Origin of the sequence: Brevibacterium sp. VCM10 (genome assembly GCF_000583215.1) — a bacterium.
Lineage (GTDB): Bacteria > Actinomycetota > Actinomycetes > Actinomycetales > Brevibacteriaceae > Brevibacterium > Brevibacterium linens.
Genome location: NZ_JAJB01000010.1, coordinates 37,029 through 59,400, shown reverse-complemented (window position 1 = coordinate 59,400; position 22,372 = coordinate 37,029). Strand labels below are relative to the sequence as shown.

The following is a 22,372-nucleotide window of genomic DNA, read 5'->3' as shown; positions in this document are numbered from 1 at the left end:
TGCCATGAAGGTCAACAGAGTCATCCCGGACATCGCGGTCGACGACATCGACGCCGCGCGGGAGTTCTATTCGGGCTTCCTCGGGCTGAGCAGTGAGGAATTCAACCTCGGCTGGGTCGCACGCTTCACCTCCCCGGATACCGGCGCCAGCGTGCAGGTGCTCACCGAAGATGAGACCGGGCAGACGAGTCCCGTGGCCTCGGTGCTCGTCGAGGACGTCGACGCTGCCTTCGCCGAAGCCCAGGAGCAGGGCATCGAGATCGTCCACCCGCTCACTCACGAAGAATGGGGAGTGCGGCGGTTCTTCGTCCGCGCCCCCGACGGCAACGTGTTCAATATCGTCGCGCATCCGGAGTGATCCCGCGCGGGGCCGTGTTCACGCTGCTCTGTGCCGCACTTTGTGTACGACCGCCAGCGCCAGCGCGCTGACGGCACAACCGACGGCGATGAGCAGCGGGATCCCGGAGACGACGGCCTCGACGACATACTCGGGGCCGGACTGCAGGATCGGGCCGACGATCTTGACGAAGAGGAACCCGAGGACGCCGATGAAGAGGAACAGCGCTGCCCTCTTGCCGAGGACTACCGGCAGGGTCTTCGGATGCTGATAGGTCTGTGTCGTGCTCATGGTCGATCACCTTGTGTTGTCGTCCACGGTCCAAACCTTTTGGGCTGTGCCTGTCACGCTACGCCTGCAACCAGAGTGTGCACTGGGTGCTCTGAGGACGTTCGATGGGAGCAGCCGCCGATCAGCGAGGGGTGCCGCCGGGCCGGACCAACCCCGTCTCGTAGGCGAGCACGATGAGAGCCGCGCGGTCCCGTGCATCGAGGCGAGTGAGCAGACGGCTGACATAAGTGCGAGCCGTAGCGGGGCTGAGGAAGAGCTCGGCAGCGATCTCGTCATTGGTCAGCCCCCGCCCGATTCCGCTGAGGACCTCGACCTCCCGCTCCGTGAGCTCATCGAGTCCATGGCCGCCCGGATCGGGGGAATGTCCCTCGGCAACGGCCCGCATGACCGCGGCGGTCACCGATGGAGACAACAGGGCATCACCGGCGGCGACCGTGCGGATCGCGGAGCGCAGATCGTCGGGGGAGACGTCCTTGAGCAGATACCCGGCGGCTCCCGCCCGAATGGCGGCGAAGACGTTCTCGTCCTCGTCGAAGGTGGTGAGCATGAGCACCCTGACCCCGTTCAACGCAGCGTCATCAACGATGGCCCGCGTCGCTTCGATCCCGTCCATGACGGGCATGCGGATGTCCATGAGCACGACATCGGGGCGCAGCTCCCGCACATGCGACAGGCCTGACCTTCCGTTCGCCGCCTCGGCGACGACCGTGATGTCACCCTCGCGTTCGGCCAGGGGCCGCAGACCGGCCCGAACGAGTTCCTGATCGTCGACGATGACGACGCGGATCACCTCGGTCACGTTTCCTCCTCGACATCGATCGGCAGGTGCGCGGTCACAGTGAACCCTTCGTCGCTCGGCCCGACACCGAGGCGACCACCGAGCAGTCCCGCCCGTTCCCTCATCCCGCGGATGCCAGCGCCCGGCTGCGGACCAGCGGACCCGCCATGACCGTCATCGTTGATGCGCACGATGAGCTCGTCGACACGTACATGCGCGGAGACATGGGCCGCGTTCGCCCCGGAATGGCGGAGCACGTTCGTCACCGACTCCTGAACGATCCGAAATGCCGCGGCGTCGACAGCCCGAGGCAGCCGTCCGGGGTCGACGTCGAGGTCGATCGTGACGTTGAGGCCGGCGGCGCGGGCCGCCTCGATGACGGAAGAAATCGAAGCCAACCCCAGCGCCGAGGCGGGACCCGGGTCGGTCTCGCCCGCGGACTCCTCGCGGAGGACTCTGACCGTGCGACGCAGTTGCCGCAGGGCCTCCGAGGTGGCACCGCGCACCCGTTCGAGTGCGGCCGCACGGTCGTCCGAGTCCACGGCCTCAGCCGCCACGGAGGTGTGCAGCGAAGCCACGGACAGGGTGTGGCCGATCGTGTCGTGGAGGTCGCGGGCGATGCGCACCCGTTCGGCGTGCATCCGCGCCTCGGCGGCCCGGGACTCCTCGGCCGAGGTGAGGGCAGCGATGCGCGCCGACTGCGCACGGGTCTCCCGGGCCAAACGGACCACGGAGCCGAGCGCGATTGCGGCGGCCGCCAGGGCGAGTTCGGTGACGAAGCCGAACCCTGTCAGGTGGGCACGCGGGTCGAGGTCATTGAACCGGTAGAACGTCGACACCGCGATAAGGACCGCGGCGCCGAGCACGGCCCACGAGGTGCGCCGCACCTCGGCAGTCGAGTAGAGAGCGCCGACAGCGGGGAGGACCATGCCGATCGGCGGCAAGTCCAGAGCGTAGTAGGCGAAGATCCCGAACACGGTTACAGCCAGCACGGCCAGCGGCAGACGGCGACGCAGGAGCAGCAGAGCTCCGAAGCCGATGGCCCAGGCGACGCCGGGCAGCGGGGAAGACTCGGAATCGGCGGCGATGACCAGCGAGATCACCAGGGTCACCGCAACCGCCAGAGAAGCATCGGTCAGCCACGGCTCGAGGCGCTCGCGCTCCTCGCCCGTCTCACCAGCATCTGCCGAACCCATGGTCCAAGACTACGGAGCAAACGCGTTCGCCGCAGTCGTTCGGCGTCGATCCGGCGATCGCCTGCAGGCGACTCGAACCTCGCCTCGGGGCAGGAGGAACTGACGCCTCAGTGTCGATGTGGCAGATCCGGCCGGCCGGAAGAGTTGAGGGTATGACAACACATTCGAAACGCCCCCTGTCCTGGCCGCTAATCGTCGGTCTGTCCTCTCTGGCACTCCTGTGGCCGCTGACCGGACTGTGGCCCATCCTCGGTGACGGTGCCGTCCGCGCGCTCATCCTGCTCGGCCTCACCGGAGCGGTGTGGATCGGGACAGTCGGCTTCGCCCGCGTTGCCCGGCCCGTGCTCACTCTGACGATCTGCGGTGCCGCATACGGGTTCCTCAACCTCGCCCTCGGAGGCCTGCTCGCCAGTACCGGAATGACCGGCGCAGGCCCCTCCATGCTCATGGCCTTCATCCCCAGCGTGGCGATGGGCGCCGGCGTCGGCGCGCTTGCCGGGCTGGCTGCGGCCGGCATCCAGGCGATGCTTGGGAAGCGGGAGCAGCGATGAGACGGCGCGGACGCGCCTCGGTCGCGGCCGGGACGGCGGTCACACTGGTCGTTGCGGTCGGGTTGGCTGGCTGCGGAGTGTCGACCACCTCGGTGACGGAGGCCGAGTTCACGAATGAACTGGCCGTCCCGCCGTTGGCGGAATCGACGGTCAAAGACGGAGTGCGCACCTTCGACCTCACCGCTCAGAAAGGGTCGACTGAGTTTCCCGGTCAGGACGGGCCGACGGAGACCTGGGGGTTCAACGGGGAGTTCCTCGGGCCCACCCTGCGGGCCGAACGCGGGGAGAAGGTCGCCGTCGACGTCGCGAACGACCTCGACGAACCGACGAGCGTGCACTGGCACGGGATGCATCTGCCGGCGGAGATGGACGGAGGTCCGCACCAGATGATCGAGCCTGGTCAGACGTGGAAACCGCACTGGACGATCGACCAGCAGGCCTCAACCCTGTGGTACCACCCGCATCCCCACGGGAAGACCGAAGACCACGTGTACAAAGGGCTGGCCGGGATGGTCATCCTCGACGACGACGCGACCCGGTCTGCCGAGCTGCCACACGAGTACGGCGTCGACGATCTCCCGCTCATCGTGCAGGACAAGTCCTTCGACGACGGCGAGCTCGAGCTCAGCGACGACGGGGCCGAACCCGGGATGCTCGGCGACACCGTCATGGTCAACGGCACGATCGGCGGGGTGCAGGAGGTGACGTCGGAGAAGGTGCGGCTGCGCCTGCTCAACGGATCGACGGCGAGGACGTACGCCTTCGAATTCCCCGATCGGTCGATGGATCTCATCGCCGGTGACGGCGGACTCCTCGACGAACCTGCAGAGATCGATCGGCTGAGGTTGGCGCCGGGGGAGCGCGCCGAGGTGGTCGTCGATTTCACCGCGGGTGAGACGGTGCGGATGCGCTCGGCCGAGGTCGATCTCGGCGGGGTGGCGGTGCCGGCGACGATGGGCGGACATGATTCCTTCGACGTTCTCGAGTTCCGTGCGGCCGAGAAGTTGAAGTCTGCTCCCGAACCAGCGTGGGAGCCGTCGTCGCATGCTGAGGAGGACGCTTTGGATGAGTCCGAGGCTGCCAAGACCCGAAAATTCGAACTCGAGGAGCGTGAGATCAACGGCAAGCGGATGGACATGAACCGCATCGACGAGGTGGCCTATGTCGGTGACACCGAGGTGTGGGAGGTGCGCAGCAAGCAGCCGATCCCTCACAGCTTCCATATCCATGACGTGCAGTTCGAGGTGCTCTCGGTCGACGGGGAGACGCCGCCGGTGGAGATGAGCGGAAGGAAGGACACGATCTACCTCGAACCGAATCGCGACTACCGACTGCTCATGCGATTCGAGGACTTCGCCGACCCGACGATGCCGTACATGTATCACTGCCACATGCTGCTGCACGAGGACGAGGGCATGATGGGCCAGTTCGTCGTCATCGAGCGAGGTCAGGAGGCAGAAGTCGGGGTGCCGGCCGGGCATGACGGGGCCGGTCACGAGCACTGAGGCGGTGACAGTGCTCGTGAGTCATCGACAGAGCGATCACACCGCGGTGTAGCCGCCGTCAATGAGGTAATAGGCGCCGGTGACGAACGAGGCATCGTCGGAGAGCAGGAACGATACGACCTTTGCAACTTCATCGGCGGTGCCCAGGCGGCCGAGAGGGTGCTTGGCCTTGAGTCCTTCAAGAGTTTCGGCGTCCAGGCTCGATTCGAGCAGGGGAGTCGTGATGTAGCCGGGGCCGACTGCGTTGATGCGCAGACCTTCAGTGCCGTATTCGGCGGCGGCATTCTTCGTGATGCCGACGACGCCGTGCTTGGCTGCGGTGTAAGCGCCGTTGTTGATCGCGGCGACGGTTCCGTGAACCGAAGCCATATTGACGATGGCGGAGTCCTTCGCACCGGACTCGCGCATGGCCGGGATCTGGAAACGCATGCCGTAGAACACGCCGTTGAGGTTGACGTCGATGACCTTGTCCCAGGAGTCGAGGTCGGTCTCGCCGACTGGCACCTGCTTGCCGCCGATGCCTGCGTTATTCACAGCGAAGTTGAGTCCACCGTAGGTGTCAACGGCGAACTTGACGACCTTCTCCGAATCCTCCTTCGAGGACGTGTCCTGCTGGATCGCCGAGGCGGTCCCTCCGGCTTCGGCGATCTCATCGGCGACGCGTTGCGCGGCGTCGACATTGATGTCGGTGATGACCACCTTCGCGCCCTTGGAAGCGAGGTCCTTGGAGATCGCCTCTCCGAGTCCGGAGCCTCCACCGGTGACGAGAGCGACCTTGTTCGTGAAATCTGCCATGATGACGACCTGCTTTCTCGAAATTCTTCAGGGCCTGGCTGATGCGGCCCTCATCAGGAACAACGTGCAGGAGTCAGAGAACATTCCGTTGTATGTCGAGCAGTTCGGCCGCATCGGATATTGATCGAACCGCGCAACAATGATTCACTGGTTGCATTCTGCAACTACAGGGGATAGGTGCCGGCTCGAGGGGGAGTAATGGGAAAAGTGGCATGGGGTTTCACGTGTTCGATCGACGGGTTCATCGCCGGGCCTGGCCATGACATGTCGTGGCTCTCGGCCTCCGAGCCGAACGCCGAAGGCACCACCGAGGACATGGCGTCGAAAGTCGCCGTCATCATCTCCGGCCGCAGCGGCTACGACGCGGCCAAGGCGCAGGCCGCCGAACGCGATGAGCTGACGTCCGAGCCATACGGAGGTGCGTGGTCGGGGACGGAGTTCATCCTCACTCATCGTCCCGAGGATTTGGCCGATGACGCCTCGGTGACCGCGATGAACTGCACCATCGCCGAGGCGGTCGAGAAAGCCCAGCAGATCGCCGGTGACCGCGACATCCAGATCATCAGCGCCGATATCGCCCGGCAGGCACTCGAGGTCGACCTCATCGACGAACTCCAGGTCTACGTCGCCCCGGTCTTCCTCGGTGACGGAACACGGATCTTCGATGCCCCCGGTGGGCGACGCCTCGATTGGGAGCTCGCCGCGATCGACGAGGCGAATCCGCGCAGCTTCGGCCGCACCTACCGGCCCAAGAGGGACTGAGAGCTCAGCCCTCCCGCCGACTGAGGTCCCAAAGGATCCGCAGGGCCTCCTCGTCGAATTCCTCCCCGGAATCGATGTCGGGAGCGCCCTCACGAACCTCGGAGTGGAGCTGCTCCATCCTCCGGTCGAGCTGATCGGAGGCGTCGGCCGCCTCGGTGAGTTCGTCGATGAGGCGATCGGGGACGTCGCCGTCGAACTTGTAGTGGATCTTGTGCTCGAGGCTGGCCCAGAAATCCATCGCGATCGTCCTGATCTGCACTTCGCAGATGACTGGAACCGGTCCGCCGCGGAGGAATACGGGCACTTCGAGGATCGCGTGCAGGCTGCGATAGCCGTTGGACTTCGGGCGGGCGATGTAGTCCTTGATCTCCGCGACCCGGATGTCGTCCTGAGCGGTGAGCAGCTCGAGCACATGATAGGTGTCGGCGATGAAGCTGCAGGTGATCCGGATGCCGGCGATGTCCGTGATCTTCTCGCGGATGACTTCCGTGTCGAGCGGCAGACCCCGACGATGCACCTTCTCCAGCAGGCTGCGCGGTGACTTCACCCGCGAAGAGATGTGCTCGATCGGGTTGTAGCTGTGGGCATAGACCGATTCCTCGCGGAGGATCGACAGCTTCGTGAGCACCTCATCGACGACGAAGCGATGGTGCATGAGCATCCTCGAGAAATCCATTCGCAGCTGACGGATGCCCTCGATCTGCTGCGGTGTCAGAGCAGTCTCTGCTGGCGTCATCTCTCTCCCGATCTCCATTGTGGCCTCAGTGTATCGGCGAAAGATCTGTTCTGCGTCAGTGCCGGGGAGTACCGTTTCAGCATGTGCAGAAACATCAGGACCCTCCATAATTTCGAGCCCGCAGCCACTTCCGACGAAGTCCACGCCGCCGCCCTGCAGTACGTGCGCAAGATCGCCGGCACGACGAAACCCTCGCAGGTCAATGCTGAGGCTTTCGCTACTGCTGTCGAGGAGATCGCGCACACCACTCAGCATCTCCTCGATGCGCTGGTGACGAACGCGCCGCCGAAGAACCGAGAGGAGGAAGCGGAGAAGCGACGAGCGAGATTCGCAGCCCGCGCATGACGATCGCCGGACTTGTGCTCGCCGGCCTAGCCGCCGCCCTGCACGTCTTCATCTTCTACCTGGAATCCATCGCCTGGACGAGTCCACGTGCCCGCGCCACCTTCGGCACCACCGAAGCCGAGGCCGAGACGACGAAGTCCCTGGCCTTCAACCAAGGCTTCTACAACCTCTTCTTGGCCCTCGCCGTAGTCATCGGACTCATCGTCTTCGGCACAGGCGCTGCCGAAGTCGGACTCACCCTCGTCTTCGTCGGGGCCGGATCGATGGTTGCCGCAGCCCTCGTGCTCGCGCTCTCGAGCCGCGAGCTGCTCGCCTCGGCGCTCAAACAGGGAACACTGCCGCTGCTGGGAATTCTCTGCCTGATCGTCGGCGTGCTGATCTGAGTCGTCGTGACCTGAGTCGTGGCGATCCTGCTCAGTCGGCGAAGCGACGATCGGCCGCAAGATCCTGCGTGATCCTCGCCGAGGCGGTCCGCAGGACCCGCATGATCGCAGGTACACCTTTCCGATGCTCCGAATCGATGACGACGCCGAGCCCGGCGATCGCGGCCCCGCCATCATCGAAGACGGGAACCGTGATGCCTGTCGTGCCCTCATCGATATGGCCGGACAGTTGGGCGAAATGGTGAGACCGGATCGAGGTGAGCATTGTGCGCAATGAGGCAGGATCCGTCGTCGTCTTCTCCGTGATCGCGGCCAGCGGTCCCCGCAGATATGCCTCCCGTTGATGCTTCGGCGCGTAGGCCAAAAGCACGAGCCCACAGGAGGACGCATGAGCGGGCAGCCGACCGGCGGTCTTCGACCGGTGGATGACCGCATTCGGCGCCGACATGCGCTCGATGATGAGCACCTCGCGTTCCCGCAGGATGCCCAACTGCGTGTTCTCACCGACGAACTCATGCACACCCATCATGTGCGGTCTGGCCACCGAAGCCAGATCGACGGCATCCGAGGCACGATTCGACAGCTCCCACATTCCGACTCCGATCCGGATGCGCCCTGTGGGGTCGCGCTGGAGCAGGTCGTGACGCATCATCTCACCGATCAGTCGGTACGCCGTCGACTTCGGCAGTTCGGCACGCTCTGCGATCTCCTCGGTGCTCAGGCTCTGATGGTCCGGGTCGAAGGATGCGAGCACACGCACGAGCCGGTCGATCATCGAATCGCCGGAAGGAGAGTTCGCCATGCCTCGGATTCTAGCGGTTCTCAATCGAAATTCTCAATGAATGGGACTATCCTCGCTTCGAGTGGTGCGCATCACTACTCTGGCGAGAGGTGCACTACAGTCCCGCCCCGACAAAGAAGTGAGGACAGACAATGACTGATTTCCTGGGAACCGACTGGCACGAGAAGATCTTCACCGGCACCTGGACCGCCGGCTCGGGAGAGACCTACGACGTCATCGAACCGGCCACCGGTGAGACTCTCGGCCGCCTCGGTGCCGCCAGCGCCGACGATGTCACCGCCGCCGCCACGCGAGCCGCCGCTGCACAGAAGGAATGGGCGAAGACCACTCCGGCCGAAAGGGCCGCAGTGCTGCGCCGCGCCGGTGCCCTGTGGGCCGAACACGCCGATGAGCTCGCCGGATGGATCATCCGTGAAGCCGGCTCCATCCCTGCGAAGGCCGCACTCGAAATCTCCTCCGCCGAAGCCATCTGCTACGAGGCATCCGCCCTGCCCAGCCACCCGAAGGGGCAGGTGCTCACCTCCAACGAACCCCGCTGGTCCTTCGCCCGCCGAGTGCCCGCCGGAGTCGTCTCCGTCATCGCCCCGTTCAACTTCCCCCTCATCCTCGCCATGCGCTCCGTCGCCCCGGCCCTGGCCCTGGGCAACGCGGTCCTGCTCAAGCCGGACCCCCGCACCGCCGTGTGCGCCGGAGTGGCGATCGCGAAGGTCTTCGCCGAGGCGGGCCTGCCCGAAGGACTGCTCCAGGTCCTGCCCGGCGGCCTCGACGCCGGTGAAGCCGTCGTCGCCGCACCCGAGGTCTCCGTCATCTCCTTCACCGGATCCACCGCGGCCGGACGCAAGGTCGGCGAAGCCGCCGGTCGCCTCCTCAAACGCTGCCACCTCGAACTCGGTGGAAACAATGCGCTCGTCGTTCTTCCCGGTGCCGAGGTCGGTCCGGCCACCTCGGCGGGGGCCTTCGGATCGTGGATGCATCAGGGCCAGATCTGCATGACCACCGGCCGCCACCTCGTCCACGACTCCATCTATGACGAGTACGTCGAACAGCTGGCCGAACGCGCTCGCAACCTGCCGGTCGGCAACCCCGCCACCGAGGAGGTCGCGATCGGACCGATCATCGACGAGAAACAGCGCACCCACGTCCGCGACATCCTCGACAAGGCCACCGCCGACGGTGCGACGCTCGTCGCCGGGGGACCGGGCGAAGGCGCCTTCGTCCCACCCACGGTGCTCACCGACCTCAGCCCCTCGAACCCGGCCTGGGCCCAGGAGATCTTCGGACCCGTCGCACCCGTCGCCCGCTTCTCCACCCTGGAGGAGGCGGCCGCAATGGTCAACGACAGTGATTACGGGCTCTCGCTCGGCATCCTCGGCGATGTGGGGATGGCCATGGACCTCGCCGACCTCGTCGACACAGGGAAGGTCCACATCAACGAACAGACCGTCTCCGACGAAGCCAACGTCCCCTTCGGCGGGACGAAGGACTCCGGCAACGGGTCCCGATTCGGAGGGGCCGAGGCGAATATCGAAGCCTTCACCGAAACCCAATGGGTGACGATGCGCTCGTCCATCGCGCCCTACCCGTTCTGACCGACACCACACCACCCCGGAGACATCGATGTCCGCAACCACCCCATCCGCATCCACGACCGGCTTCGCCTCGGCGGGTCGCTGGCCGGCAGTCCTGTGCTGGCTGGCCGTCGCCCTGGAGGGCTTCGACCTCGTCGTCCTCGGCGCGGTCATCCCCGACCTGCTGGCAACCGGGGCCCTCGGATTCACCCCCGAGGCGGCCACGATGGTGGCCACCCTCAGCCTCGTCGGCGTCGGCCTCGGCGCCGTGTCCGTCGGCCCCGTCGTCGACCGGATCGGACGCCGGTGGACGATCATCGGCTGCGTCATCGGCTTCAGCGTCTTCACCCTGCTCGTCGCATTCGCCCCGAACGTCGCACTGTTCACCACCTACCGGTTCATCGCCGGACTCTTCCTCGGAGCCGTGATGCCCAGTGCGCTCGCCTACATCAGCGAGTACAACAAGTCCGGCAAGACGGGCAAGGCCACGACCCTGACGATGACCGGCTACCACGCCGGTGCGGTGGCGATCTCCCTGCTCGCCGTCGCCTACTCCCACAACTGGCACCTGCTCTTCCTCGCCGGAGGTGTGGCGGGACTGCTTATGGTCCCGCTGTTGCTGTGGAAGCTGCCCGAATCCGAGGTGTTCCTCATCGCTCAGGAACTCAAGCGCAACCCCGCCGCTGCGCAGGCGGTGGACGCAGACGCTGCCGATCCGGCCGCCACTGTCGACGGCACTGTCGACGCACAGGCGAAGACCGGAATGGCCGGACTCTTCTCAGGCAAGCTCGCGCTGGTGACCATCGGCGTGTGGGCGGCGAGCTTCATGGGCCTGCTGCTCGTCTACGGACTCAACACCTGGCTGCCGAAGATCATGGCCGACGCCGGCTACGAGGTCTCTGATTCGCTGGTCATGCTCTTCGTCATGAACATCGGCGCCGTCGTCGGGCTCGTCCTGGCCGGCTGGTTGGCCGACAGGCACGGGACGAAGAAGATCGTGCTCATGTGGTTCGTCCTCGCCGCGATCTTCCTCGCCGCACTCTCGATCCCGATGACCAGCCAGGTCCTGCTCAATATCGCCGTGTTCATCACCGGAGTCTTCGTCTTCTCCGCCCAGGTGCTCGTCTACGCCTTCGTCTCGGCCATCTACCCGGCTCAGGCCCGCGGAACCGCGCTGGGTATGGCCTCGGGTATCGGACGGATCGGCGCCATCGTCGGCCCCTTCATCACCGGTGCCCTCGTCACCGCAGGCATTGCCTACCCGTGGGGCTTCTACCTCTTCGCCGTCGTCGCAGTCCTCGGCTTCGCGGCCATGGCGATCGTGCCGAGATCCGTACGCTGAGGCCGCCGGCTTCGGTGAAGTGGGGTCAGTGGGGTTCGCTACGCTAAGCCCATGACTCGGTGGATCGATGCCACGTTTGTTCGCGGCGGCACAAGCAAGGGACTGTTCTTCAGCGAATCCGCGCTGCCGTCGCTGAACTCGGACGGGGATACGGCGGTTTGGGACCGGCTGTTCACCTCGGCGATGGGCTCGCCCGATCCGTTCGGCCGCCAGCTCGACGGAATGGGCGGGGGAATCTCTTCTCTGTCCAAGATCGTCGTCGTGGCCGCCTCGGCGAGGGACGGGGTCGACCTCGACTACACGTTCGGTCAGGTCTCCGTCACCGAGGCGGCCGTCGACTACTCCGGCAACTGCGGGAATCTGTCGTCCGGGGTCGTGCCCTTCGCCCTGTCGGCCGGGCTGATCTCCGCAGCCGATGGATGGCATGTCTTCCGGCTGTTCAATACGAACACGCAGAAACTCGTCGACGTCGGCCTGCGCGTCGTCGACGGGCAGGCCGACGTTACCGGCGATCTGGTGCTGCCCGGAGTCAGCGGAACGGGCGGACCGGTCGAGCTCATCTACCCCGACCCGGCCGGCAGCCGCACCGCCGGACTCCTGCCGACGGGAAAGGCAGCCGAGTCCATCACTGCCGGTGGGGCGATGTTCGAGGTCAGCCTCGTCGACGCCACCCTGCCCGTCGTCATCGTTCCGGGTGCTGCGATCGGACTCAAGGGCACCGAATCGCCGGAGGAGATCGACGCGAACGAGCACGCGATGGGCATGATCGAGCAGCTGCGCCGCAACGCCGCCGTGCGGATGGGACTGTGTGAGTCACCGGAGGACGCACCGGATGTCGTGCCGAAGGTCGCCGTAGTCACCGCCCCAGAGCCCACCCGACTGCTCGACGGAACGACCCTGGCCGCCGAGGAGGCCGACCTGCCCGTGCGGATGATCTCCATAGGGCAGACGCACAAAGCCGTGCCCGGAACCGGAGCCATGTGCCTGGCCGCAGCCGCGCAGATCCCGGACACGATCATCAACCGCATCATCCGACGCTCCCGGCCCGGGGCAGTCGGGCCGGACGTGCGGCTGGCCACCCCGTCGGGCGTGGTGACCGCCGGTGCCGTGTTCGACGCGGACACAGTGACGGCCACCTCCCTCTTCCGCACGGCACGAGTGCTCATGCGAGGGCAGGTGGCCGTCACCGACTAGGTGTCACCAACCGTTGTGGCGACCGTTCTTCCCTGCGTTCTTGCCCCCGGGGTGGTCGCCGTCGCGGCTGCCCCAGTGGTTGCCGTTCTTCCCCGCGTTCTTTCCGCCGGAGTGGTCGCTCGAACCGTCGGCGTTCGCATCATCGCCTGCGCCGTCGGCGTTGTCTCCGGCATCCGCTTCATCCGATCCGTCGTCGTCCCCGCCCTCATCTGAGGAGTCGAAGAGACCGACGACAACCGGATCGTGGTCGGAGGCACGGAACTGGTCCGGCGCAAAGAGGTCGGCGATGTTGTAGTTGAAACGGCTGTACTCGAGGCCGATCGATTCGACCGAGTTGATGTTCCAGACATCGGCCTTGGTGACCGAGTCGAAGGCCGACGGGGCCGTGCCTGCCCCCTCGCCTGCGTCCGAGGCATCGAGAGCGAGGACATGGTCGAGGCTGCCGGTGCGCGAGCCATAGACATAGGTGGATTCGTCCGTCTTCTCTGCCGCGATGTCCTTGTATCCGGCCTCGTAGAAGACCTGCATCGGGTCTTCCTGAGTGTAGGAGTTGAAGTCGCCGAGGAGGTAGACGAGGTCGGTGTTCGTTGCCTCCTGCTGGTCGTCGGCGAACCCGACGAGTGCTTCGGCCTGTTTCACACGGTCGGCATTCGACGCGCCCTGACCGTCGCCGGAGTCTTCGTTGCCGGGGCCCGAGCCCGATCCCTTGGACTTGAAGTGGTTGGAGATCGTCACGAAGGTCTTGTCCTTTTCGATCTCACCGGAACCGTCCCTCGGGGCGAACGCCTGGGACAGGGGTTCGCGAGCGTTGGAGAACGCATCCTGATCGTCAAGGATCGTCGACTCGTTCTGCGGGGCCACCTCGGCGGGTTGGTAGATCAGGGCCGTGCGGATGACGTCCTCATCGGACGGGACCGCGGACGGGGATTCGACGAAGTCCCATTTCTGGGTCCCGGCCGCCTCGTTGAGGCGCTTGACCAGGGTCGCCAGCGCGTCATCGCGGTCCTTGCCGAAGGCGGCGGAATTCTCGATCTCCATGAGCGAGACGACCGAGGTGTCGAGCTTGTTGATCGCGGTGACGATCTTCGTCTCCTGCCGCTTGAGGCTCTCCGCGTTCGCGGCACCGCGGGCATCGCAGCCGCCGCGGACGGTGATGTGGTTGCCATCGCGGTCGTCGTAGTACTGGCACCCTGAGAGCTGGTCGCCGGTGGTGGTGAAGTAGTTGAGCACGTTGAAGCTGGCGAGGCTGACCTGCCCGCCGACCGCCTCGGGGGCGTCGGTGCGGGTGTCGGTGAACGTGGTCGGCTGCACCGCCTCGGCGTTGTCCCCAGTCAGGCGGGTCGACGGCTGGAACCGCCACTTCTCGTGATCGAAGCCGAGTACCACCGGTGAGGTGAAGGTTGCCTGCGCGCCGACGCGGACCGGGTCCGCCTGGCTGAGGTACGGCAGGGGGACGTCCTTGTCGGCCTTGAGGAAGTTCACGGTGGCACCGTCGTCGAGGACGACCTCACGGTCGAGGTTCTCGGCTTCCAGGGCCTTCGCCTCGGGGGTGCCGGGGCGGTGGACGTCGGTGGGCTGGGGCAGTGTGCCGTCACCGGTGGCGAGGACGACCTCACCGTACGTGTTCGTGTTGTAGTTGTCGGCGACGGTCAGCGATTCGCTCGGCTGGACGAGCATGCCTTCGAGGGACTCGCGCTTCTCGTCCCCTGCGGGGAAGGCGCCTTCGACGGGTTTGACCGCCTCGGCGGGTTCGTCGACTGTTTCGAGACCGGACGCGGATACGGAGATCTGAGTCTGCCCGTAGTGTTCGGACACGGTGCCGGTGACCTCGACGTGGTCGTCGATGCTGATATCGGTAACGGTGTCGGGGGAGTAGACGAAGATGCCGTCGGAGGCGGCCGGCGTCTCATCGTCGGCACCTGCTCCACCGGTGCCTGGGGTCTGGATGTAGTAGCCGTTCAGCCCGCCCTCGGGGTAGGCGGCGGTGACGACCCCGCGGGTGGTCACGGTCTTGCCCTGGATGGGGCTGGCGTCGCCGGTGCCCTGGATATCGGCGATCGGGGTGACGCCTTCGGGGTCCGGGTCACCGTCGTCGCCGTCGCCGCCGTCTCCGTCGGGCAGGGCGTTCGGGGTGGGAGGCGCCGATTTCCACGCATCGCCGGTGAGCTGGATCGACTGGCCGCCGGCGGCCGTCGCTCCGGTCGGTTCGGCCTCCTGGCCGATGACGGGTGCGGGGGTGAAGGTGTTCTTCGTGCCGGTGACGCCCTTGCCGTCGACGACGCCGCCGATCTGCTGGAAGTCGACCAACTCACCGTCATCGTCGATGACGAAGGCGCTCGAACCGTACTCGCCGTCGGCGGCCGAGCCGGCCTTGACGGAGTTCGTGATCGGCACGTCGATCGCGACGGCACCGGAATCGCCGACCGTCGTGTCCTCGGGCGCGGTGATCGTGTTGTCCTGCGCATAGACGCTGCCGCCGCGAGTCACCGAGCCGAAGGTCCACCCGGAGAGGTCGGTGCCGGGGTCGGCGGCGATCTCGATGAAGTCGGTCTCGAGGGTGTAGGCGATTTCGGAGATGCGGATGTCGCTGTCTGCGGCCGGGGCCGCGATGGCGGGAGCCGCCGGGAGGACGAGAGCGGCCGCGAGGCTGAGTCTCGCGGTGGAGGACGCCGTCTTCGAGATGTTCATAGGAGCCTTTCTTGATGACAAATCACAGCGCACGGATCGCGGCGCAATCTCTTGCACAGTATCCGGATGCATGTCGACATCGGTGTCGATCATGTGAATACGATGTGAACTGACTGTACTACGGCTTCCGACGACGTGGCTTCAGTGTGGGCTATCGCGGCCGAGGGCGCGACGGAGTGAAGTACCAGTGACTCGGAATGGAAGGCAGTTCCCCTCCGCAGGTGTCCTCAAGTGCAGCCGCTGCGCCGCTCCCACCGATCAGCTGCGGAAGGCGAACCTCGTCTCAACGAGCTGATGATCGGACGGGAAGCGGTTCTGCCGCTGGTTCGGGATGAGTTCACAGCGGCCGCCTACATCGACGAACCCGTCTTCGACCAGGCCTTCGGCACTGCAGCCGCGAATCACGCTGTCGACGATGTCGAGGCCACGGGAGAATATGAAATCGATGCGATCACGAGGTTCGGCGCCGTCGGTGCGGCCCGGTTCGGGCTTCTCCTCATGACCGGCACGGGTGAGCGGTTCGATCGGAGACCAGGTATCGGCCGGCGCAGCGACGGGGTCGGGGTGGATCGCGCGGAAGGTGTCGGTGAATCCGGCGGCCAGCAGCGCATCGGGAGAGCGCCAGGCGATATCGGGTCGGTCGGTGCGCGCCGCCCAATCCCCGGTGGACGGGGTGTTGAAATCACCGCAGATGACCACTGGCAGGTCCTCCTCGTCGACCTCAGCGCTGATGCGGGCAGTTTCGGAGAGGATCTCTTCGATCTGCTGCAGACGAGGAGCTTCCTCGGCATCGGCGACCTCTTGGCCCTCACCCTGCAGGGCTCGGTAGACCGCATAGGGGTACGGCGCGAGGTGGACGGACCACACGAGGAACCGCGACGAGTCCGGCAGCGGTCGCACGAGTGCGGCCTGAGCGTAGGGCAGCGTGCTGGTGTCCACCGGCGTCAGCTGCCCGGTGCTGAGCACGGCTGTATCCCATCCGCGCTGGGCATGATCCGCCAGGAGCTTCGGGGCCAGGTTCTCCGCAGCGCTGCCCCAGCACTCCTGCAGCGCCAGGACGTCTGCCGGGAACTGCGCTGCGATCGCGTACTGCTTCTCCTGGCCGAAGTCGACTTCTCGACCGCCGTACCAGACGTTCCATGTCTGCAGGGTGAAAGTGGTCTCAGCGGGCATGGGATCTTCTCCAATGATCGGCATCGGGTGGGTGGTCAGTTGTCGGAGTCGAGGAGGAGCGTGCGGGTTCGGGAGTCGAAGCGCAGCTGGGCGAAGTGCCGCAGCCGCACCTCGCCGGCCAGTTCGATGCTGGGATCGCTGTTGACTCCGATCACCGTGCATCCGGCCGTGTGAGCTGCCTGTGACCCCACCGGTGAGTCCTCGAAGGCGACCACCGCAGAGGCGGCCAACCCGAGTCGCTGTGCGGCCAGTAGGTAGGGGTCCGGCGCCGGTTTGCCCTGGTCGACATCGTCGATAGTGATGATCGCGTCGAAGAGGTCGAGCATGCCTGCTCGCTCGAGGAGGCCGCGCACGTCGCCGCTGCGACCGTTGCTGGCCACGGCGATCGGGATGCTGCCTGACAGTGATGCCACGAGTTCGGGGGCACCGGGCATGGGCGCTGTGACGTGTTCCAGAGCGGCGCTGTAAGCGCGGTCGACCTCCTCGGCTGTCGGCGGTCGGACATCGCTGGGGGAACCGAGGCTCTTATGCAGCTGCTGCAGTCGCGCCACGGCTTCGGCTGCTGTGAGTCCGCGAAGATCCTCGGCTGCGGTGTCGTCTGCGGCCATCGACTCCAGGTAGTCTCCCATGAGTTCGATCCAGGGCGCTTCGGAGTCGACGAGGATACCGTCGCAGTCGAAGACTGCACCGGAGAAGCCGGTGATAGAGCCGCTCATGCGCGGAGTCCTTCGGTGCCATTGCGGCCCTGGCGCAGTGCGGGCTCGGCGGTGACGGAGGCGTCGATGCGCAGTCCCGGTCGCATGGCGTCGGCGTCAGCGGAGGCCAGCGATGCCGACCACTGTGCGCTGTGGTCGCCGGGCAGACCGAGGTGGACCATCGTGCGCTCGCCGGTGTAGGTGCTGTGCTTGACTTCGAGGAAGCCGTCAGCGGCCGCGGTGATCGCGAGGTTCTCGGGCCGGACGAATACGGTGTCATCGGGTGTGGGTTCAACGGGCAGGCGGTCCCGGATCGTCCAATCGCGGCCGACGGCGAACTCATTGATCGATCCGACGAAGCGGGCGACGAATGCGGTGGCGGGGGAGGAGTACACCTCGCGAGGGGCGGAGTACTGCTCGATCCTGCCGCCGTTCATCACGGCCACACGGTCGGCGATCGCCAGCGCCTCTCCCTGATCATGTGTGATGAAGACCGTGGTGGTGCCCAGCGCCTGCTGCACCCGCCGGATCTCCTCACGCAGTGAGGAACGGACCGAGGCGTCGAGTGCCGACAGCGGCTCGTCGAGCAGAAGGACCTTCGGCTGGGTGGCCAATGCGCGGGCCAGAGCCACGCGCTGCTGCTGGCCTCCCGAGAGCTGATGCGGGAAGCGGCCGCCCATGCCGGTCAGCCCGCAGATCTCGAGGAGTTCCTCGGTGCGTCGGCGCCGTGCTCCGGCATCGACCTTGCGGATCTGCAGACCGTATTCGATGTTGTCGCTGACACTGAGGTTGGGGAACAGGCTGTAGCTCTGGAACACCATGCCCATGTCCCGGCTGTTCGGCGGCAGTTTCAGTACGGATTCGCCGCCGACGAGCACGTCACCTCCGTTGACCGGTTCGAAACCGGCGAGGATGCGCAGAGTGGTCGTCTTGCCGCAGCCCGAAGGGCCGAGGAAGCTGACCATGCTGCCGGCTTCGATGTCGATGTTGAAGTCCTTGAGCACCTCGGTGCTGCCATAGGACTTGTCCACGTGCTCGAAGCGCACGGACTCGGGCTCGTTCGACTGCTCGGGGCTCGCGGGCGATGGTCGAGTGCGGTCAGAGATAGTCATGAGGTCACAGCGTCCTTTCTTGAGGCGGCGGCCGGAGAGGGGGCCGGGTCGTCGGCCTCGGTCTCATCGTCTTCGCTCACAGCGTTCGGTCGGTGACCGAAGCGCGATGCGCTCACGGTTGCAGCGGCCAAGAGCAGCCACGTGGTGAGGTTGAGCAGCACGGACAGCGTGATCGAACCGCGGAAGTTCGTGCTCGAGAGCGTATTGAGGAAGACCGGCAGTGTGTTGATCGACAGGGTCGCGGCCACCGTGTACTCCGCAATGGACAGAGCGAAGGTGAAGAAGAGGGAGAACATCACCGGTCCGCGGATGTTGGGGATGACGACCCGGCGGAGCGTGGTTCCCAGTCCGGCGCCGAGGATCGACGAGGACTCGAAGAGGGTGCGCAGCGGGAGGGTGGACAGTCCGGCATCGATCGACCGGAAGGTGAAGGGAAGACACAGGATGACGTAGGTGCCGACGAGCACGAGCGGCAGGTCCTGGGACTGCAGCATGGTGTTCAGCTGCATGCCGAGGCTGCCGCGTCCTTGGGATGCGAGGCTGCGGAGAACCGCGGAGAGCCCGGCGACGATCGCGATCGCCGGGACAACCAGCGGAAGGGTGCACAGGATGCTGAGCACCGATCGCAGCCGGGGCGCCCAGAGGTGGACGGCGACGACCGCGGGAACCAACGTGACGACGAGGATGACGGCGGCGAGCACCGACACGATGAGGCTGCGCATGAGCGGGGCCACGATCTTTCCTGAGTCAGCCAGACCAGTGAGCCCGGATGTGGTGAAGCTGCCGTCTGCACGGAAGAACGAGTAGGTCAGCGAGCTCAACAGCGGTGTGAGGATGAAGATCGCCAGGGCCGCCAGTGGCAGCCAGGCCAAGAGTCTCCTCATCCGCGGAGAGCTGTTCAGGTGTCGAGCCACTTGGCGCTCCTCTTCGTCAGTGCGTTGAAGGCAACGAGGACCATGACGGCGATCGCTCCCGTGGTCACACCCAGCGCCATGGCCACCCCTTCTCCGCCGGTGGCAGCAGAGCCTGCGAGCTGGCCGGCGATCTCGAGTGGGATGAGGGGGAAGCCGCCCGTGCCGATGAGCACCGCCGCCGAGGCGTGAGTGCCGAAGGCGGAGCCGAACATCAGCAGCCAGGCGCCCAGCAGGGCAGGGGTGATCACCGGCAGTCCGACTCGGCGCCAGAAGGTCAGTTCGGTGCCGCCCAAGGAGGTGTTGGCCTCACGCCACTGCTGTCTGAGCGCGACGAAGCTGGGCAGCGTGAGAAGGATCATCGTGGGGATGAGGAAGTACTGGTACATGAGGATCAGGCCCTTGACACTGTAGAGCGTGAACGTCGAATCGACCGCAGTGATCAGCGCGGTGAAGTAGCCGGTGTTGCCGACCGCGACGATGAAGGAGAACGCCAGAGGGACGCCTCCGTCGTTGGCCAGCACGCTGGAGATGACTGCGGTGATGGAGTCGACGATCTTCGACTTCACGGTCGAGATCGCCCAGGCGCAGATGCCGCCGAAGACCGCGGCTACCGTGGCGGCGGTGAACGACAGCAGCAGGCTGTTGCCCAGGGCCATCGAGCGCGAACCCGAACCCAGTGCGGTGTAGTTGTCGAGGCCGAAGGTCTTCGTCCCCGGTTCGCTGCCCGGGACGAGGAACGATGTCGCCACCATTCCGCCGATCGGAATCACGAAGAACAGCACGATGATGATCGTGATCGGTGTCAGAGCCGTCAGGGCTGGTGAGGGGTTTCGCCTGCGCCGTGGGCCGGCCGGAGAGGAATCTTCTCCGGCCAGCCCACCGGTGTGCGGCAGCGACTGTGGGCCTGAGGTCATCCGATCGCTTTCGCCCAGTTGTCGGCGAGGACCTTCTGCTGCGAATCCCGCTGTTCCTGAGTCGGCTGCGGCGCCGTCTGGTCCACCGCATCATCGAGCAACTTCGACAGCGCATCGTCGTCGACCGTGTCGGATTCGACCATGGCGTCGAGTCGTCCGGGCATCACATACCCCTCGAGCAGCAGGTTCTGTCCCTCGTCACTGAAGACGAACTCCTGCCACAGGCGAGCAACTGCCGGGTGCGGTGCATCCTCGTTGATCGATGCTGCGTAGTAGGAGGCGACAGTGCCGTCCGACGGGATGGAGATCGACATGTCCACCCCGCCGTCAGCGAGGTCGTCCGCCCACTGCAGGAGCAGGTAGTCCCAGTTGACGGCGATCGGCGTCTCACCGGTCTCGAACGTACCGGCCTCGGCCTCGGTCGGCACGAGGTTGCCCTTGTCCGAGAGTTCCGCGAAGTAGTCGATGCCCGGCTGGATGTCATCGAGCGAGCCGTCGTTGGCCAGGGACGCGGCGACGACGGCCATGAAGCCGGCCTCGCCCGTAGTCGGGTTTCCGCGCATAGCGACCTTGCCCTTGTACTCCGGGTCGAGCAGCTCCTCGAAGCTCGTGGGGCACTTCTTCACCGCTTCGGCGTCGCAGCCGATGGCCATGGTCCCGCCGAGGTGGTTGAACCAGGTGCCGTCCGGTGACTTCATGTTCTCGGGGATGTCATCGGCGGTTTCAGGGTAGTACTCGGCGAGCAGGCCCTCTTCGGCGGCATCGACGGCAAAGGATTCGCCCGTGTCGAGATAGTCGAGAGAGGTCTCCTGCCCCTGCCTGTTCTTCACCGCGTTGATGAGGTCCTGGCTCGCGCCGGTCGAGGTGTCGTTGTCGATCTCGATGTCGTACTTCTCCGCGAACGTGTCGAGCAGCCCGCCGTAATTGGCCCAATCGGGGTAGAGGCCCATGACGTTGAGCGATCCCTCCGCCTGGGCCGCTTCGACGAGAGCGTCCATGCCCCCGCCGTCTTCGACCGACGTCGCCGCTCGCCAATTGGCGGATACCTCAGATTCCCCGCTGCCACCGCAGCCGGACAGGGCCGCCAGAGCGCCCACTGCGAGGGCAGCTGTGAGCTTTCGTGTGTGTTTGAGCATCTTCGTACTCGCCTTTCGGACTTGTGCGCAAGCGCATGTTGTTCTCATTCGAGGTGCTTCGATCCCCATCCACGATAGGGAACTGTTCGCAGATAGACAACCCAGGTCACTAGTGAGGATTATCGATCATATATATCTTCACCAGTGAGGTGTGAACAGAAAGTGACCTGATCGGGTCGTGCGGGTGAAGACGTGCCGCTCACTTATGACGGCGAATCAGGATGGAGGGAGAATATGTTTCTGATGCCGTCGTCGGAATGGAGCGTGGGGTAGCGTAGATGCACAGCACCGTATGCGGTGTTGTGCATGTTGGCGGGACTGTAAGGAGACTAGGGCGTGACTGAGTCGCAGCGGCAGCCGTCCGGATCAGCCGGGGCGCGGTACGAGCAGATCGCTGAGCAGGTGCGGGAATCGATTCGCACCGGGGCGCGTCAGGTGGGGCAGAGCCTCGAATCCGAAGCGGCTCTGGCCGCCGAATACCGAGTCGCTCCCGGCACGGTGCGCGAAGCCCTGCGTCTGCTGGTCAGCGAGGGCACGCTGGGAGGCCGCCGGGGCGCGCGCAAGACGGTGCTGCGACGTCCCCGTCCGGCTGCTGTGGCTGAGGAATTCCGCAGCTTCGCGCAGTGGGCGAGTGCACACGGACGGACTCCCGGCGGTCATGTCATCGAGCAGAACTGGCGCATCGCGGGGGAGGAGACTGCCGCGGCGCTCAAAGTCGACCCCCGCGCACGTGTGCTGCGGGTTCTGCGTGTGCGTCTGCTCGACGGGGAGAAGGTCATGGTCGAGAGGACGAGCTACCCGGAGCAGCTCGGCGAGATGGTCGAGAAGATTCCCGGTGATGCGGCATCGGTCAGCCGCAGCCTCGCCCAGCAGTACGGAATCGTGTTCGCCGGTGCCGATCATGTCTTCTCAGCCACCGTCTGCGGCCAACAGGACGCTGCCCTCCTGGGTGTCGCCCGCGGGCGACCGTTGCTGCGTCACCTGCGCCGCAGTCGTGACAGCGCGGGCAGGCCGCTGGAGATCTCCGAAGATCGCTATCTGGCCAACATCCTGTCCGTGGCGATGTCGAACGGCCGCAATGTCAATCCGATCAGCTGGCTGACCGCCGACGAGCAGAACTGGTTCTGAGGTCCTCGCGGGCTGCGTGAAACCACA

Annotated in this window: 22 protein-coding genes and 1 pseudogene; 10 read left to right on the top strand and 13 right to left on the bottom strand. The window is 65.6% G+C overall.

Translation table 11 applies throughout. From position 1 onward, the window contains the following. Window positions 1-4: 4 nt before the first annotated feature. Window positions 5-358, top strand: a complete 354-nt coding sequence (locus AD89_RS0102570) for a VOC family protein (protein ID WP_025777044.1) — start codon at window positions 5-7, stop codon at window positions 356-358. 18 nt (window positions 359-376) lie between these two features. On the opposite strand, the gene AD89_RS0102565 is transcribed toward AD89_RS0102570, so the two are convergent. From AD89_RS0102565 to AD89_RS0102555, 3 genes are all read right to left on the bottom strand, one after another. Next, window positions 377-628 carry a hypothetical protein gene (locus tag AD89_RS0102565; protein WP_025777043.1) on the bottom strand — a complete coding sequence of 84 codons (252 nt, stop codon included), beginning with the start codon at window positions 626-628 and terminating at the stop codon, window positions 377-379. A 121-nt stretch (window positions 629-749) separates the two neighbouring features. After that, complete coding sequence (locus AD89_RS0102560; protein ID WP_025777042.1) at window positions 750-1,418, bottom strand: response regulator; 669 nt, start codon at window positions 1,416-1,418, stop codon at window positions 750-752. Window positions 1,419-1,423: 5 nt separating this feature from the next. Further along, a complete protein-coding gene (locus tag AD89_RS0102555) occupies window positions 1,424-2,602 on the bottom strand; it encodes a sensor histidine kinase (protein WP_025777041.1) in 1,179 nt (392 codons plus the stop codon). Window positions 2,603-2,754: 152 nt separating this feature from the next. On the opposite strand from AD89_RS0102555, the gene AD89_RS17970 reads away from it, so the two are divergent. Together AD89_RS17970 and AD89_RS0102545 are read left to right on the top strand one after the other, a co-directional pair. Continuing rightward, window positions 2,755-3,153 (top strand): hypothetical protein, encoded by a 399-nt coding sequence (locus AD89_RS17970; RefSeq protein WP_025777040.1) that lies wholly within the window; start codon window positions 2,755-2,757, stop codon window positions 3,151-3,153. After that, window positions 3,150-4,658, top strand: coding sequence for a multicopper oxidase family protein (locus AD89_RS0102545; protein WP_025777039.1), 1,509 nt, complete (start codon window positions 3,150-3,152; stop codon window positions 4,656-4,658). The genes AD89_RS17970 and AD89_RS0102545 overlap by 4 nt, the downstream gene beginning before the upstream one ends. Before the next feature lie 36 nt (window positions 4,659-4,694). Here the strand turns inward: AD89_RS0102545 and AD89_RS0102540 are convergent, their stop codons facing one another. Further along, window positions 4,695-5,453: an SDR family NAD(P)-dependent oxidoreductase gene (locus AD89_RS0102540; protein ID WP_025777038.1), complete on the bottom strand. Its 759-nt coding sequence runs from the start codon at window positions 5,451-5,453 to the stop codon at window positions 4,695-4,697. A gap of 198 nt (window positions 5,454-5,651) precedes the next feature. Here AD89_RS0102540 and AD89_RS0102530 point away from each other — a divergent pair, with 198 nt between their 5' ends. Beyond that, entirely contained in the window at window positions 5,652-6,215 is a 564-nt protein-coding gene (locus AD89_RS0102530; protein WP_025777037.1) for a dihydrofolate reductase family protein, read from the top strand. A gap of 4 nt (window positions 6,216-6,219) precedes the next feature. Here the strand turns inward: AD89_RS0102530 and AD89_RS0102525 are convergent, their stop codons facing one another. Further along, window positions 6,220-6,951, bottom strand: a complete 732-nt coding sequence (locus AD89_RS0102525) for a GTP pyrophosphokinase (RefSeq protein ID WP_035319707.1) — start codon at window positions 6,949-6,951, stop codon at window positions 6,220-6,222. 81 nt (window positions 6,952-7,032) lie between these two features. Here AD89_RS0102525 and AD89_RS0102520 point away from each other — a divergent pair, with 81 nt between their 5' ends. Then, entirely contained in the window at window positions 7,033-7,296 is a 264-nt protein-coding gene (locus AD89_RS0102520) for a DUF2277 domain-containing protein (protein ID WP_025777035.1), read from the top strand. Beyond that, window positions 7,293-7,679 (top strand): DUF1304 domain-containing protein, encoded by a 387-nt coding sequence (locus tag AD89_RS0102515; protein ID WP_025777034.1) that lies wholly within the window; start codon window positions 7,293-7,295, stop codon window positions 7,677-7,679. Before AD89_RS0102520 ends, AD89_RS0102515 begins: the two co-directional genes overlap by 4 nt. A gap of 31 nt (window positions 7,680-7,710) precedes the next feature. Here AD89_RS0102515 and AD89_RS0102510 read toward each other — a convergent pair whose 3' ends face one another. Continuing rightward, on the bottom strand, window positions 7,711-8,481 hold the full coding sequence (locus AD89_RS0102510; RefSeq protein WP_025777033.1) for an IclR family transcriptional regulator: 771 nt from the start codon (window positions 8,479-8,481) through the stop codon (window positions 7,711-7,713). Between the two features lie 131 nt (window positions 8,482-8,612). On the opposite strand from AD89_RS0102510, the gene AD89_RS0102505 reads away from it, so the two are divergent. From AD89_RS0102505 to AD89_RS0102495, 3 genes and pseudogenes are all read left to right on the top strand, one after another. Next, window positions 8,613-10,070, top strand: a complete 1,458-nt coding sequence (locus tag AD89_RS0102505) for a benzaldehyde dehydrogenase (protein ID WP_025777032.1) — start codon at window positions 8,613-8,615, stop codon at window positions 10,068-10,070. Then, a pseudogene (locus AD89_RS0102500) lies at window positions 10,066-11,391 on the top strand (MFS transporter); the annotation flags it as partial. The gene AD89_RS0102505 and the pseudogene AD89_RS0102500, both read left to right, overlap by 5 nt. A gap of 51 nt (window positions 11,392-11,442) precedes the next feature. After that, window positions 11,443-12,585, top strand: coding sequence for a PrpF domain-containing protein (locus AD89_RS0102495; RefSeq protein ID WP_025777030.1), 1,143 nt, complete (start codon window positions 11,443-11,445; stop codon window positions 12,583-12,585). A gap of 3 nt (window positions 12,586-12,588) precedes the next feature. Here the strand turns inward: AD89_RS0102495 and AD89_RS0102490 are convergent, their stop codons facing one another. From AD89_RS0102490 to AD89_RS0102460, 7 genes are all read right to left on the bottom strand, one after another. Beyond that, on the bottom strand, window positions 12,589-15,273 hold the full coding sequence (locus tag AD89_RS0102490) for an ExeM/NucH family extracellular endonuclease (protein WP_025777029.1): 2,685 nt from the start codon (window positions 15,271-15,273) through the stop codon (window positions 12,589-12,591). 258 nt (window positions 15,274-15,531) lie between these two features. After that, a complete protein-coding gene (locus AD89_RS0102485; RefSeq protein ID WP_035319703.1) occupies window positions 15,532-16,446 on the bottom strand; it encodes an endonuclease/exonuclease/phosphatase family protein in 915 nt (304 codons plus the stop codon). Window positions 16,447-16,481: 35 nt separating this feature from the next. Further along, window positions 16,482-17,162, bottom strand: a complete 681-nt coding sequence (locus tag AD89_RS19170) for an HAD family hydrolase (protein ID WP_025777027.1) — start codon at window positions 17,160-17,162, stop codon at window positions 16,482-16,484. Next, on the bottom strand, window positions 17,159-18,253 hold the full coding sequence (locus tag AD89_RS0102475; protein WP_025777026.1) for an ABC transporter ATP-binding protein: 1,095 nt from the start codon (window positions 18,251-18,253) through the stop codon (window positions 17,159-17,161). The genes AD89_RS19170 and AD89_RS0102475 overlap by 4 nt, the downstream gene beginning before the upstream one ends. After that, on the bottom strand, window positions 18,250-19,125 hold the full coding sequence (locus AD89_RS0102470) for an ABC transporter permease (protein WP_051504997.1): 876 nt from the start codon (window positions 19,123-19,125) through the stop codon (window positions 18,250-18,252). Before AD89_RS0102470 ends, AD89_RS0102475 begins: the two co-directional genes overlap by 4 nt. A gap of 26 nt (window positions 19,126-19,151) precedes the next feature. Beyond that, complete coding sequence (locus AD89_RS0102465) at window positions 19,152-20,081, bottom strand: ABC transporter permease (RefSeq protein WP_025777024.1); 930 nt, start codon at window positions 20,079-20,081, stop codon at window positions 19,152-19,154. Beyond that, a complete protein-coding gene (locus tag AD89_RS0102460) occupies window positions 20,078-21,217 on the bottom strand; it encodes an ABC transporter substrate-binding protein (RefSeq protein WP_025777023.1) in 1,140 nt (379 codons plus the stop codon). The genes AD89_RS0102465 and AD89_RS0102460 overlap by 4 nt, the downstream gene beginning before the upstream one ends. 336 nt (window positions 21,218-21,553) lie before the next feature. Between AD89_RS0102460 and AD89_RS0102455 the strand changes: the two genes are divergently transcribed. Beyond that, a complete protein-coding gene (locus tag AD89_RS0102455) occupies window positions 21,554-22,345 on the top strand; it encodes a GntR family transcriptional regulator (protein WP_025777022.1) in 792 nt (263 codons plus the stop codon). The last annotated feature ends 27 nt before the right edge of the window (window positions 22,346-22,372 follow it).